At 65.5% G+C, this 13,875-nt stretch carries 12 protein-coding genes; all 12 read left to right on the top strand.

Going from position 1 to position 13,875, the window contains the following annotated elements:
• Positions 1 to 103 precede the first annotated feature (103 nt).
• The 12 genes from ACVINW_RS39230 (at position 104) to hemC (ending at position 13,869) form a co-directional block, all read left to right on the top strand.
• Positions 104 to 1,291 carry an amino acid ABC transporter permease gene (locus ACVINW_RS39230; protein WP_456756255.1) on the top strand — a complete coding sequence of 396 codons (1,188 nt, stop codon included), beginning with the start codon at positions 104 to 106 and terminating at the stop codon, positions 1,289 to 1,291.
• 1 nt (position 1,292) lies between these two features.
• Positions 1,293 to 2,414 carry an amino acid ABC transporter permease gene (locus ACVINW_RS39225; protein ID WP_456756254.1) on the top strand — a complete coding sequence of 374 codons (1,122 nt, stop codon included), beginning with the start codon at positions 1,293 to 1,295 and terminating at the stop codon, positions 2,412 to 2,414.
• 136 nt (positions 2,415 to 2,550) lie between these two features.
• Positions 2,551 to 3,345, top strand: coding sequence for a FadR/GntR family transcriptional regulator (locus ACVINW_RS39220; protein ID WP_456756253.1), 795 nt, complete (start codon positions 2,551 to 2,553; stop codon positions 3,343 to 3,345).
• Between the two features lie 45 nt (positions 3,346 to 3,390).
• Complete coding sequence (locus ACVINW_RS39215; RefSeq protein WP_456756252.1) at positions 3,391 to 4,821, top strand: amidase family protein; 1,431 nt, start codon at positions 3,391 to 3,393, stop codon at positions 4,819 to 4,821.
• Positions 4,822 to 5,043: 222 nt separating this feature from the next.
• Positions 5,044 to 6,264, top strand: a complete 1,221-nt coding sequence (locus ACVINW_RS39210; RefSeq protein WP_456756251.1) for an ABC transporter substrate-binding protein — start codon at positions 5,044 to 5,046, stop codon at positions 6,262 to 6,264.
• A gap of 1,041 nt (positions 6,265 to 7,305) precedes the next feature.
• Positions 7,306 to 8,898 (top strand): FAD-dependent oxidoreductase, encoded by a 1,593-nt coding sequence (locus tag ACVINW_RS39205; RefSeq protein WP_456756250.1) that lies wholly within the window; start codon positions 7,306 to 7,308, stop codon positions 8,896 to 8,898.
• Positions 8,898 to 9,305, top strand: a complete 408-nt coding sequence (locus ACVINW_RS39200) for a c-type cytochrome (RefSeq protein ID WP_456756249.1) — start codon at positions 8,898 to 8,900, stop codon at positions 9,303 to 9,305. The genes ACVINW_RS39205 and ACVINW_RS39200 overlap by 1 nt, the downstream gene beginning before the upstream one ends.
• Positions 9,306 to 9,327: 22 nt before the next feature.
• Complete coding sequence (locus tag ACVINW_RS39195; protein ID WP_456756248.1) at positions 9,328 to 9,828, top strand: Rid family hydrolase; 501 nt, start codon at positions 9,328 to 9,330, stop codon at positions 9,826 to 9,828.
• 108 nt (positions 9,829 to 9,936) lie between these two features.
• Entirely contained in the window at positions 9,937 to 11,355 is a 1,419-nt protein-coding gene (locus ACVINW_RS39190) for a M20/M25/M40 family metallo-hydrolase (RefSeq protein ID WP_456756247.1), read from the top strand.
• Entirely contained in the window at positions 11,355 to 12,173 is an 819-nt protein-coding gene (locus tag ACVINW_RS39185; RefSeq protein WP_456756246.1) for an aspartate dehydrogenase, read from the top strand. Before ACVINW_RS39190 ends, ACVINW_RS39185 begins: the two co-directional genes overlap by 1 nt.
• A complete protein-coding gene (gene pncA, locus ACVINW_RS39180; protein WP_456756245.1) occupies positions 12,173 to 12,793 on the top strand; it encodes a bifunctional nicotinamidase/pyrazinamidase in 621 nt (206 codons plus the stop codon). Before ACVINW_RS39185 ends, pncA begins: the two co-directional genes overlap by 1 nt.
• 65 nt (positions 12,794 to 12,858) lie before the next feature.
• Positions 12,859 to 13,869: a hydroxymethylbilane synthase gene (hemC, locus tag ACVINW_RS39175; RefSeq protein WP_456756244.1), complete on the top strand. Its 1,011-nt coding sequence runs from the start codon at positions 12,859 to 12,861 to the stop codon at positions 13,867 to 13,869.
• The last annotated feature ends 6 nt before the right edge of the window (positions 13,870 to 13,875 follow it).

Here is a 13,875-nt window from a genome sequence, read left to right as displayed (position 1 = left end):
ACATATGTTGCATGAATCCTGATTTGGTGCAACATATGAAGTGCGCATCCTCGAATAGACGCCTGCGCATGGCAGAAGATCGCTTCTCAGGGGATCCTGTGCTGTGACGACATCGACGCCGAAACGCCCTCCCGCCCGCAACTGGCGGCTCTCGCTCAGCGATCCCCGCGTCGCCGGCCTGTTCTGGCAGGTCCTGGTGGTCGGCATCGCGATCGCCATCGTCGCCTTCCTGTGGTCGAACGCGCTGCATAATCTCTCGGTGCGGCGGATCTCGACCGGCTTTGCCTTCCTCGGCCGCGAGGCCGGCATGCCGATCGCCGACAGCTGGATCGACTACACGCCGAAGGACACTTATCTGCGCGCCTTCATCGTCGGCGTCGTCAACACGCTGCGCGTTGCCGTGATCGGCATCGTGCTGGCAACGGTGATCGGCACGCTGGTCGGCATCGCACGGCTGTCGTCGAACTGGCTGCTGGCACGGCTCGCCGCCGTCTATGTCGAGGTGCTGCGCGACCTGCCGCTGCTGTTGCAGCTATTGTTCTGGTACGTGCTGATGCAGGGCCTGCCGGCGGCGCGCCAGGCGTTCAAGCCGGTCGAGGGCGTCTATCTCTCCAATCGCGGCCTGATCCTGCCGTCGGTGCCGCTGCACGAGGCCAATTGGTGGACCATCCTTGCGCTGGTCGCAGGCCTGATCGTGTTCGCTTTCGTCAGGCGCCGCCTGATCGCGCAGCAGATGCGCGACGGCCGGGCGCGGCCGGCCTGGCCCTACGCGCTCGGCCTCGTCGTCGCGTGGCCTGTGCTGGTGTCGTTCCTCGCGGGCGCGAGCTGGAGCGTCACGCTGCCCGAGCTGCGCGGCTTCAACTTCGTCGGCGGGCTGACCCTGGCGCCGGAATATTTCGCGCTCTTGATCGCGCTCGTCACCTACACCTCGGCCTTCATCGCCGAGATCGTGCGCAGCGGCATCCAGGCGGTGCCGCGCGGCCAGTCCGAGGCCGCCAAGGCGCTCGGGCTGAAGCGCGGCTTCGTGCTCCAGCACATCGTGCTGCCGCAGGCGCTGCGCGTCATCATCCCGCCGATGACCAGCCAGTATCTCAACCTGACGAAAAACTCCTCGCTCGCGGTCGCGGTCGGCTACCAGGACATCGTCTCGATCGCCAACACCACGCTGAACCAGACCGGGCAGGCGATCGAGTCGATCGCGCTGATCATGATGGTGTTCCTCACCATCAGCCTCGGCATCAGCCTGTTCATGAACTGGTACAATGCGCGGATCGCGCTGGTGGAGCGTTGACATGAGCTCGGTCGCACATGTCCCGCAGGATCCGCTGCCGATCGGCCCGCGCCCCGCACCGCGCGCGCTCGGCGGTCATCTCACCGCCTGGCTGCGCGCCAATCTGTTCGCCTCGATCCCGTCCGGCATCATGACCTTGCTGCTGCTGTTCGTGCTCGGCAAGGCCGGCATCGCGTTCTGGCAATGGGGCATCGCCAACGCGGTCTGGATCGTCTCCGGCAACGACACCGCCGCCTGCCGCGCGCTGCGCGGCGTCGGCGCCTGCTGGGCCGTCGTGCCCGAGAAGTACCGCTTCATCCTGTTCGGCACCTATCCGTATAGCGAGCAGTGGCGGCCTGCGCTCGCGGTCGTGATCTTCATCGCGCTGTTCGTGGTGTCGAGTCGCCGCAGCTTCTGGCGCAAGGAGCTGTTCCTCGTGTGGGCCGCGGCGCTGATCGTGATCGGCTGCCTGATGTGGGGCGGCTTCCTTGGCCTCACCTTCGTCACCCAGGACCGCTGGGGCGGGTTGCCGGTGACGCTGATCCTCGCGACCTTCGGACTGGCGCTCGGCTTCCCGCTCGGTATCCTGGTCGCGCTCGGCCGCCGCTCGAACTTGCCGGCGATCCGTTCGCTCTGCGTGCTCTATGTCGAATTGATCCGCGGCGTGCCGCTGATCAGCCTGCTGTTCATGGCGAGCGTGATGTTCCCGCTGTTCATGCCCGACGGCGTCAACATCGACAAACTCCTGCGCGCGCAGATCGCCTTCATCCTCTATGCCGGCGCCTATCTCGCCGAAGTCGTGCGCGGCGGCCTGCAAGCGGTGCCGCGCGGACAATATGAGGCCGCGGATGCGCTCGGGCTGTCTTACTGGGAGAAGCACGCGCTGATCGTGCTGCCGCAGGCGATCCGCCACGTCATCCCGCCGCTGGTCAACACCTTCATCGCCTTCTTCAAGGACACCAGCCTGGTCCTGATCATCGGCATCTTCGATCTCTTGACGACGGCGAAAACCGCGATCGTCGATCCGGCCTGGCAGCCCTTCAGCGTCGAGGTCTACGTCTTCGTCGGCGTGATCTATTTCGTGTTCTGCTTCGCGATGTCCCGCTACAGCCGCAGCCTCGAGGCGCAACGCGCGCACGGCTGAGCCGGCCGGGCTTTCCGTCAATTCCCGAATGTTCGATCCGGGCGGGCCGTCCGAAGGACGGCGCCGCTCCCGTTCGCTCCGCGATCGGGGATCGAGCCCCTTGCCAAGCCGGCCCGAGCCTATTTATGATCATAAAATGGATAAATCGGCTCTGCCCACCCTCGACCCCTCCCGCCGCGCTTCGATCAAACGCAAGCGGTCGGACGCGGTCGCCGATCTGATCCGCAGCCACATCTTCCAGGCCGGCTTGCAGCCCGACGACCGGCTGCCGCAGGAGAGTGAGCTGATCGAGATGTTCGGCTGCAGCCGCTCGACCATCCGCGAGGCGCTCAAGTCGCTGGAAGTGCAGGGGCTGGTGCAGAACACCACCGGGCCCGGCGGCGGCGCGCGGGTGGCGCCGGTCTCGATCAACCGGATCGTCGGCCTGCTCAGCAACTACTTCTATTTCCAGTCGGTCAATGCCGCGCAGATCTACCAGATCCGCCGCCTGATCGAGCCGGAGCTCGCCTTCAGCGTGGTCGGGCACCTCACGGCGGCGCATTTCGCCGCGCTCGACAACGCGATCGCGGTTCAGGAGCATCATCCCGGCGGCGAAGCCGATTGGGACCATCATCGCCACGCCGAGATCGATTTCCACGACATCCTGATCGAGGCCTGTCCCAATCCGCTGCTCGGCCTGATGTGCCGCTTCGTCAACGAGGCGATCCGTCATCTGATCGGCAAATTCGGCGCGCAGCAGTTCTCGTCGCGCTTCACCTGCGAGAATATCGACTTTCACAAGCGTCTGATGGCCGCGTTCCGCTCCGGCAATGCGGCGCGCGCCCGGCGCGTGATGCTCGATCATGTGCTCAGCGCCGAGGCGGTCGTCGTTCCCAGAGAGGACCGGCGAATGGACCAGCCGGTGTTCTACGAGCCGTTGCGGCTCGACTGAACCAACCAGCAAGAAACCAGTGCAAGAACCAGTGGAGGACAACACGTGACGAATGCACCGATCTGGCAATGGTCGGCCGTGGAGACGGCTGCGGCGATCAGGAACGGCGAGGCGACCTCCGAGCAGGTGGTCCGCGCGCATCTCGATCGCAAGCAAGAGGCCAACCCGGCGCTCAACGCTGTCGTCGTCGATCTCGGTGACGCCGCGCTGAAGTCGGCGAAGGCCGCGGACGAGGCGTTGGCCGCCAGCAAGCGCGGCGGCGCTGCCGTCGGGCCGCTGCACGGCGTGCCGGTCACGATCAAGATCAACATCGACGTCGAGGGCCAGGCCAATTCGAACGGCGTGGTCGCCTTCAAGGACAATATCGCGCCGGGCGACTCGCCGGTGACCGCCAACCTCAAGAAGGCCGGCGCCATCATCATCGGCCTGACCAACACGCCGGAATTCTCGCTGCGCGGCTTCACCGACAACCCGCTGCACGGCCTGACGCGCAATCCCTGGAATGCGGAGGTGACCTGCGGCGGCTCCTCCGGCGGCGCCGGCGCGTCGATCGCGGCCGGCATCGGCACCATCGCGCATGGCAACGACATCGGCGGCTCGCTGCGCTGGCCGGCGCATTGCAACGGCATCGCCACCATCAAGCCGACCCAGGGCCGGATTCCGGCGTTCAATCCCTCCGCCACGGCAGAGCGGCCGCTGATGGCGCAGTTCATGTCGTCGCAGGGACCTTTGGCGCGCCACGTCGCCGACGTCCGTCTCGGGCTCGAGGTGATGGCGCAGCGCGACCCGCGCGATCCCTGGTACGTGCCGGCGCCGCTCACGGGGCCGAAGCCGGCCGCGCTGGTCAAGGTCGCGCTGGCGAAGATCCCCGAGGACATGGTGACCGATCGCAGCGTGATCGCACTTCAGCGCAAGGCGGCCGATCATCTGGCCGATGCCGGCTACGCGGTCAGCGAGGTCGAGGTCCCCGAGCTCAACAAGGTCTGGCAGCTCTGGTGCGACCTGATCATGACCGAGACGCGGGTATTGCAGCAGGATCAGATGCTGGCGACGACGAGCGCCGACTTCCAGAAGACGTTCCACGGCTTCATGGCGCTGGCCAACCCGCTCGATCAGGCCGCCTACATGAAGGCCATTGCCGAGCGGTCGCGCCACATCAGGAACTGGATGGCCTTCCTCGAGCAATATCCTGTCGTGCTGATGCCGACCACGGTGCGCAAGACGCCGGAGGTCAATGCCGATCTCGGCGGCGATCAGCGCGTCAAGGATTTGTTCTGGAACGATCTGCGCTTCATCTCGTCGATCAACGTGCTCGGCCTGCCGGCGGCCGTGGTGCCGGTCGGCCTGCATGAGGGCGTGCCGGTCGGTGTCCAGATCGTCGGCTCGCGCTATCGCGAGGACATGTGTCTCGACGCCGCCGAGGCGATCGAGCGCAAGGTCGGTATTCTCACAAGGCAATTGTGGGCGCGGCGCTGAGGCGATCGCGACGGCATGATGCGTATGATCCAGGTCACGCCGCGGCGAAATCTCGTCGCGGCGTTCGCATGATTGGCGAGGTCCGCGAGCCGATGCATTCGTCGCGTTCCTCCTCCCGGAATTTTGGCGCGGAATCGCAGAGCGCCATGCCGGCGAACGGGGTTGTCGGTGATCCCTGATTGCTTCAGGAGTTCGTCGAACCATCCAAACCCTGGGAACGAAATGTCCATCACGAAACGCTCGTCCGTCCTGGCCGCCATTGCCGCCGCGTGTCTGTCATTTGCGGCCGGCACGGCCCGCGCGGAGGATGGTGTGCTGCGGGTCGGCATCATCACCGACATGAGCGGGCAATATTCCGACGGCAATGGGCCGGGATCGGTGATCGCGGCGCAGATGGCCGCGGAAGAAATCGGCGGCACGGTCGCCGGACGCAAGATCGAGATCATCTCGGCAGATCACCAGAACAAGCCTGACGTGGCGACCGGCATCGTGCGCAACTGGATCGACACCAAGGGTGTCGACGTGATTGCCGAAGGCGTCAACTCCGCGGTGGCGCTCGCGATCCAGACCGTGACGCGCGACCGCAAGAAGCTGTTCCTGATCTCGGGTTCCGGTTCGTCCGATCTCACCGGCAAGCAGTGCTCGCCGACCAGCGTGCAGTGGACTTACGACACCTATGCGTCCTCGAACGCGACGGCAAAGGCCGTGGTCGCGCGCGGCGGCTCGCCGTGGTTCTTCCTCACCGCGGACTACGCCTTCGGCCAGGCGCTGGAGCGCGATGCCAGCAAGGCCGTGACCTCAGCCGGCGGCAAGGTGCTCGGCGCGGTCCGTCATCCCTTCGACACCGCGGACTTCTCGTCCTTCCTGTTGCAGGCGCAATCCTCCGGCGCAAAAATCCTGGCGCTCGCCAATGCCGGCTCCGACTTCCGCAACGCGGTGTCGCAGGCCGACGAATTCAACATCCGCGCCAGCATGCAGGTCGTCGCGTTGCAGGTGACGCTCACCGACGTGCCGGCGCTCGGGCTGGCGCACGCGCACGACCTCTTGTTCACCGATTCCTTCTATTGGGATCGCACGCCGGATACACGCATGTTCGCCCAGGAGTTTTTCAAACGACATGGCGCGATGCCGACCGCCTACCAGGCCGGCGTCAATTCGGCGCTCAGGCACTATTTCAAGGCGGTCGCCGCCACCAACTCGGTGGATTCGGAAACCGTGATTGCGCAGATGCGCAAGACCCCGGTCAACGACTTCTTTGCCCAGAACGGCGTCGTGCGCGAGGATGGCCGCATGGTGCACGACATGTATCTGATGCGCATCAAGAAGCCGGAGGAGTCCAAGAGCAAGTGGGACCTCTACGAATATCTCGCGACCGTGCCGGGCGACCAGGCCTTCCGTCCGCTCGATGAAGGCGGCTGCCCCTACGTCGCCAAGGCGCACTGAAGCGATCGGGCTGCGATGCCGGGGAGGTGAGGATGTCTGCCTCTCCACGCGTCATTCCGGGGCGCGCCTCTTGGCGCGAGCCCGGATCCATTCCTCAACGAGTACATGCGGCCCGATGGATTCCGGGCTCGACGCTTCGCGTCGCCCCGGAATGACGAGGAGGGTGTCGGGTGCGACAAAGCAACCCGTCGGGCAACTCAGCAAAAACGCGTCAAGGGCCCGCAGTGAAAATATTTCGCTTTATCCGAAGAGCGATTCGGTGTATGAATTTCCCGTCTCGCCCGATTGAGGGGCGCTTCGCGGTCGTCACGAACGCGGGTCGAGATGCGGTGGACGCTGCGCGTGGCCTGACGAGAGCACGCAAGGCGGACGGCGAAGTCGTGCAGGCCTGACGCCCTAGCGGTAGGTGTCTCTTCCGATTGCGCAAATGCGCGTTGCGAAGACGGTGACAACAAAGCCAAGTCTCGCCGGGGAGAGCACGTATAAGCCGTAAGCCATCGCGCAGGGAAAGCCGGATTGCTCCGGTTACACCTGTGGTCCTACCCCCGTGCTTTCTACCCATTGCACGGGGCCCATGGGTGCGATCGGCACCCGGCTTTCCCTGCGCCCTCTGTGAAAACGAGAGGGCGGAACGAAAGAGCAAGACTCGGACAAATCATGTCGCGAGAATGCGAAGCTGTATCCCCACCCCACCTGTCATCGCCCGGCTCGCGGGTGATGACACCGCGTGTTTGACGCCTTGAATCGAGCACCATCCGCACCGTCGTCCCTGCCTAGTGCGCAATTGCGCACGGGAGCAGGGACCCATAACCACAGATGCAAATTGCAGTGCAGCGCTGGAACGACGAGTCCCTCTAACAACATCCGCCGCGGCGTATGGGGCCCGATTTTCGCCAGGACGACAGCGGTGATGAAATCGGGTCGGTCGCGTGATGCATCAAAAGCGCGTGTGGCTGGATGTGGAAGCGTGCGGCCTTTCTTGACACGGATCGCATCAACCGTTTCCCTTCGCCATCGACGTCAGCGGCTGGGTGGGCGCGGGTGCAGAACGAATCTGTGATCAGGCGGCGGGATCTGCTGACGCTGATCGGGACCATTGCCGGCAGTTCGGCGATGTATCACGCGATGACGAGCCTCGGCTTCGCATCGGAGTCCGCCTACAAGGGGCCGGTCAAGCTCGCCGGCGACGTCAAGGGCGCCTCGGTGCTGATCCTCGGCGCCGGGCTTGCCGGCATGACGGCGGCGCTGGAACTGCGCAAGGCCGGCTACAAGGTCCAGATCCTCGAATTCAACAGCCGCGCCGGCGGCCGCAACTGGTCGATCCGCGGCGGTGACAGCTTCACCGAGCTCGGCGGCTTCAGGCAGACCTGCCAGTTCGAGCAGGGGCTCTATCTCAATCCGGGCCCATGGCGGATTCCCTATCATCACCGCGCGCTGCTCGATTACTGCCGCCGGCTCAATGTGACGCTGGAGCCCTTCATCCAGCTCAACCACAATGCCTATCTGCACGCGACGCGCGCATTCGACGGCAAGCCGCAACGCTTTCGTAGCATCAAGGCGGATTTCCAGGGCGGCGTGTCGGAGCTGCTTGCGAAAGTCAGCCAGCAGGGCAGGCTCGACGAGTTCGTCGGCAAGGAAGATCAGGAGATCCTGTTGCAGGCGCTGCGCGACTGGGGCGCGCTGGATCGCGATTACAAATACAATGCCAACCTCGGCTCCGCCGAGTTTCGCGGTTATGCCCACGATCCCGGCGGGGGCCTGATGCCCGACCCGCTGCCCAGCGACCCGATCTCGCTGCAGGAGCTGTTGCGGTCGCGGATGTGGCGCTATCTGCAGACCTTTGCGCGCTACGACTTCCAGACCACGATGTTCCAGCCGGTCGGCGGCATGGACATGATCGGCAAGGCGTTTGCGCGCGAGGTCGGCGATCTCATCCGCTACAATGCCAAGGTGACGCAGATCCAGCAGAACGGCTCCGGCGTCACCGTGAGCTATGTCGACACCGCCAACCCGTCCGCGGTGCAGCAGGCGACCGCCGACTGGTGCATCTGCACCATCCCGTTGCCGATCCTGAGCCAGCTGCCGATCGATGTCGGCGCGCCGATGAAGAGTGCGATCGAGGCCGTGCCCTATGCCGCCTCGGTGAAGATCGGGCTGCAGTTCAAGCGGCGGTTCTGGGAAGAGGACGAGGCGATCTATGGCGGCATCAGCTACACCGATCTGCCGATCCGGCAGATCGCCTATCCGAACACTGGCTTCAACCGCGGCGGCCGCGGCATCCTGCTCGGTGCCTACATGTATGGCGGCGCCAATTCGTTCGAGTTCACCGCGATGACGCCGGCCGAGCGGGTCGCCAGCGCAGTCGAGTTCGGCTCGGCGATCCATCCGCAATACCGAAGCGAATTCGAGAACGGCGTCGCGGTGGCCTGGCATCGCGTGCCGTTCACGCTCGGCTGCGCCGGCGAATGGACCGAGGCCGCGCGGGCGCAGCATTACCGCAATCTCTGCCAGATCGACGGCCGCATCGCGCTGGCCGGCGAGCATGCCTCGCAGCTGCCGGCCTGGCAGGAGGGCGCGATCCTGTCCGCGCTCGACGTCATCTCCCGGCTGCACGAACGCGTGGTGAAGACGTGATGATGCGCAAAGGACCATCTGTCATTGCCATGTTGGCGCTGCTCGCAACGTCCGCGGCCGCTGCGCAGGACGGTGGTGCGGGCAAGCGCACCTTCTCGTCGGGTTACCGCTTCGTCGAGATGACCGGCGAAGAGCTGTTCGCCAACGTCTGCCAGGGCTGCCACATGCCGGACGCGACGGGCGCGAGCGGCGCCGGCAGCTATCCCTCGCTCGTCGGCAACAAGAATCTGGAATCCGGCAGCTATCCGATCTTCCTCGTCGTCAATGGCCGCCGCGGCATGCCGGCATTCGGCGACATGATGACCGATGGTCAGGTCGCCGCCGTTGTGAATTATCTGCGGACGCACTTCGGCAACAGCTATCAGGACGCGGTGACGACCAAGGACGTCCAGGACGCGCGCCGCTAACAAATACACTTGGGAGAGTTTGATGAAATTCACCGCTATCGTGTTGGGCGCCGCGCTGTCGGCGATGGCGAGCGCCGCCTCTGCGGACGTGGTCAGGCATCCGATTCCCAACTCGACATTCCCGATCGCGCAGGCCGTGACCGTCACCGGCAACACCACGACGGTCTATGTCAGCGGCCAGGTGCCGCCGGTCGTCAACAAGGATGCCGATCCGTCGAGCCCGCAGGCCTATGGCGACGCCAAGACCCAGACCGTCGGCGTGCTCAACCGGATCAAGGCGATCCTGGAGGGCCAGGGGCTCGGCATGGGCGACGTCGTCAAGATGCAGGTGTTCCTGGTGCACAGCGCGGGCGCGCCGATGGACTTCAAGGCCTTCATGGAGGGTTACACCCAGTTCTTCGGCGGCAGCCAGCCGAACCTGCCGGCGCGCTCGGTGGTCGGCGTCGCCGCGCTGGCCAATCCCGGCTTCCTGGTCGAGATCGAGGTGATCGCAGTCAAGGATTCCAATAAGAACTCCAAATAGCGTGCACGAAACTGCGGAGCATGCGCGCGCAAATTGAAGGGCTTGCCGTCTTGCCAAAGCCCGTGTCGCCTGTCTGAATTCGTTGCAGTGGAATTCTGGGAGAGCATGATGTCGCACAAGACCCGAAACATGGTTCGATCGTTGCTGCTGTCGGCGGCGCTCGGTGCGCTGCTCGCAACCGGCGCCGCAGCGGAGGGATTGACCGAGCAACAGCAATTTGCCCGCGGCATCTACCAGGAGCTGGTCGAGATCAACACCACCACCGCGACCGGCGACACCCGGAAGGCGGCGGAAGCGATGGGCGCGCGGCTCCGCGCTGCGGGCTTCCCCGAGGCCGACGTGCATGTGTTCTCGCCGGCGCCGCACAAGGGCAATCTGGTGGCGCGGCTGCACGGCTCCGGCGCACGCAAGCCGATCCTGCTGGTCGCCCATATCGATGTCGTCCCCGCCCTCCGGGAAGACTGGACGGTCGATCCGTTCAAGCTCACCGAGCAGGACGGTTATTTCTACGGCCGCGGCTCGAGCGACGACAAATACATGGCCGCGTCCTTTGTCACCAATCTGATCCGCTACAAGAAGGAGGGCTACAAGCCGGACCGCGACATCATCGTAGCGCTGGAGACCGACGAGGAGATCCTCGATGCCAACGGCCTCGGCATGCAGTGGCTGATCAAGAACCATCGCGACCTGATCGACGCCGAGTTCGCGCTCAACGAAGGCGGCGGTGTCGGCCTGAAGAATGGCAAGGCGATCCGCAACAGCGTGCAGACCAGCGAGAAGGTCTCGGTCGGCTACCAGCTCACCGTGAAGGATCGTGGCGGCCATTCATCGCTGCCGCGCAAGGACAATGCGATCTACCGGCTCGCCGAAGGCCTGGTTCGTCTCTCCAAATACGACTTCCCGATGAATCTCAACGAGACCACGCGGATCTATTTCGCCAAGACCGCCGAGACCGAGAGCAAGGAGAACGCCGACGACATCAAGGCAATCCTGGCGCCGCAGCCCGATCCGGCGGCCTTGGCGCGATTGTCGGACAAGCCCGGTTACAACGCCCAGCTCCGCACCACCTGTGTCGCGACCATGCTGGAAGGCGGCCATGCCATCAACGCGCTGCCGCAGCTGGCGAGCGCCAAGGTGAATTGCCGGATCCTGCCCGGCGAGCCGGTCGATGGTGTCCAGGCGGCGATCGAGCGCGTGCTGGCCGACAAACAGATCGAGGTGACCCCGACCGGCAAGGCGGTGCTGAGCCCTCCGTCGCCCTTGAACGAGGAGATCATGGGTTCGATCGAGAAGCTGTCGAAGGAGTTCTGGCCGGATGCGGCGATCGTCCCGGTCATGAGCACCGGCGCGACCGACGGCAGCTATCTGCGCAATGCCGGAATCCCGACCTATGGCCATTCCGGACTCGGCGCCGATGTCGACGACAACCGCAACCATGGCAAGGACGAGCGCGTGCTGGTCAAATCGTTCTACGAGGGCCAGGAGTACCTCTATCGCCTGGTCAAGATGCTCGCCGGTGGGAAATGATGGCGGACGGTAAGGCTAAGTTGCGGGTCGCGGTCGCCGGCCTCGGCGCGATCGGCACCGACGTCGTCAAGGCGCTCGATCAGGGCATCGAGGGCCTGACGCTGGTTGCGGTGTCGGCCAACAGTCCGGACAAGCATGGCGGCTGGGTCGCGGCGCTCAAATCCGCGCCGCGGCTGGTGCCGATCGAGCAGCTTGCCGATGTTGCCGACATCGTGGTCGAGTGCGCGCCGAGCAAGGTGGTGCGCGCGATCGTGGCGCCGGTGGTCGCGCGCGGCAAGACTGCGGTCGTGCTCAGCGTCGGTGCGCTGTTGCAGAACGAGGACCTGGTCGATCTCGCGCGAGCCCATGGCGGCCAGATCATCGTGCCGACCGGCGCGCTGATCGGGCTCGATGCGGTGACCGCGGCGGCGGTCGGGACCATTCATTCGGCGAAGCTCGTGACGCGGAAGCCGGTCGCGGGCCTGCTCGGCGCGCCGCATCTGGTCGAGAACGACATCAAGATCGATGATATCACCGAGCCGCTGCGCATCTTCGAAGGCAGCGCGCGCGACGCGGCAAAAGGCTTTCCGGCCAATCTCAACGTCGCGGTGGCGCTGTCGCTCGCCGGCATCGGCCCGGACCGGACCCGGGTCGAGATCTGGGCCGATCCGACGGTGACGCGCAACACCCACCGCATCGAGGTCGATTCCGATTCCGCGCGGTTCTCGATGATGATCGAGAACATCCCCTCGGAGAACCCCAAGACCGGCCGCATCACCGCGCTGTCGGTGATCGCCTGCCTACGCAAATTGCGCGCGTCGTTACGGATCGGCACCTGATGAAGATTGAGCCTGACGATCTCCTGTTGATCATCGACGTGCAGAATGATTTCTGCCCCGGCGGCGCGCTGGCGGTCGCCGATGGCGATGCGGTGGTGCCGGTGGTCAACCGGCTCGCGGCGCGGTTTGACCATGTCGTGCTGACCCAGGACTGGCACCCGGCGGGCCACAGCTCGTTTGCGACCTCGCATCCGGGCGCGGCGCCGTTCTCCGCGATCACCATGCCCTATGGGCCGCAGACGCTGTGGCCGGACCATTGCATCCAGGGCACCGCGGGCGCGGCGTTTCATCCGGGCCTCGCCACCGACCGCGCCGAGCTCGTGATCCGCAAGGGGTTCCGCTCGGCGATCGATTCCTATTCGGCGTTCTTCGAGAACGACCGCACAACCCCGACCGGGCTCGCCGGCTATCTGCGCGAACGTGGCCTCACGCGTGTCCTGATGGCGGGGCTGGCGACGGATTTCTGCGTGCAATATTCGGCGCTCGATGCGCGGCGGCTCGGCTTCGAGACGGTGGTCGTGTTGCCGGGCTGCCGGGCCATCGATCTCGGCGGTTCGCTTGCGGCTGCCATCGCGGCGATGCGCGAGGCCGGCGTGAAGCTTGTCGAGGAGATCGTCTGAGCCTCGCCAGGCAGGGGCAAAAACCATTGTTTTGACTGGCCTTTTGTTCTAATCCCCAGCCGTTGATGATCACGCGCAGCGGAGCTTTCGTGTCGGGACAGGTTTTGCGGATTGGGACGCGCAAGAGCGCGATGGCACTCGCGCAGACGGATGAGGTCGCGCGGCTGCTGCGCGCCTCGGCACCGGACCTTGCCGTCGAGATCGTCAAGTTCGAGACCCGCGGCGACCAGGACCAGACCAGCAAGTTGCTGCGTCACGGCGGCAAGGGCGGCGCCTTCGTCGCCGAGATCCGCGAGGCGATGCGCGCGGGCACCTTGCAGGCCGCGATGCATTCGCTGAAGGACGTGCCGGGCAATGAGGAGACGCCGGGTCTGGTCCTCGCGGCGATGCTGGCGCGCGACGCCGCCAATGACAGCCTGGTGCTGCGGCCGGGCCTGTCACTGGAGACCCTGCGCGCCGCCCGCGGCAAGGGCTTCATGATCGGTACCAACGCGGTGCGCCGCGCCGCCTATCTGCGCCGGCTGTTTCCGGAAGCAACCGTGATCCATTATCGCGGTGCTGCCGACACGCGAGTCGCAAAACTCGATCGCGGCGACAAGCAGCGATTGCCGGATGGCGGCGAGGTCGGGCCGGCGGATGCGCTGGTCATGGCGCGCTCCGGCCTCGAGCGCATCGGCATGACCGCGCGCATCGCACATGATTTCTCCGTCGGCGAGATGCTGCCGGCGGTCGGCCAGGGCATCGTCGCGGTCGAATGCGTCGCGACCGATTGGGCGACGCGGGCGCGGCTTGCCGCGATCGACAAGGCGGCGTCGCGGCTTGCCGCCGAGGCCGAGCGCGAGGTGCTGTGGGTGCTCAACGGCCATTGCAACTCGCCGATCGCCGGCCACGCTACGCTCTCCGGAAACGAGATGACGCTGCGCGCCTCGGTGCTCGACGAGGGAGGCGCCGGCTTCATCGAGGTGACGCGGCACGGGCCTTCGGATCGGCCGCGCGAACTCGGCCGCGCCGTCGGCATGGAGTTGTTGGAGAAAGGCGCCGCCGAGATCATCGCCCGCACCAGGGTGGACGAGTAGCGTCCG

Source organism: Bradyrhizobium sp. USDA 4461 (genome assembly GCF_054055655.1).
The sequence above is the reverse complement of the archived record's forward strand: the minus strand, read 5'-3'. Positions and strand labels throughout refer to the sequence as shown.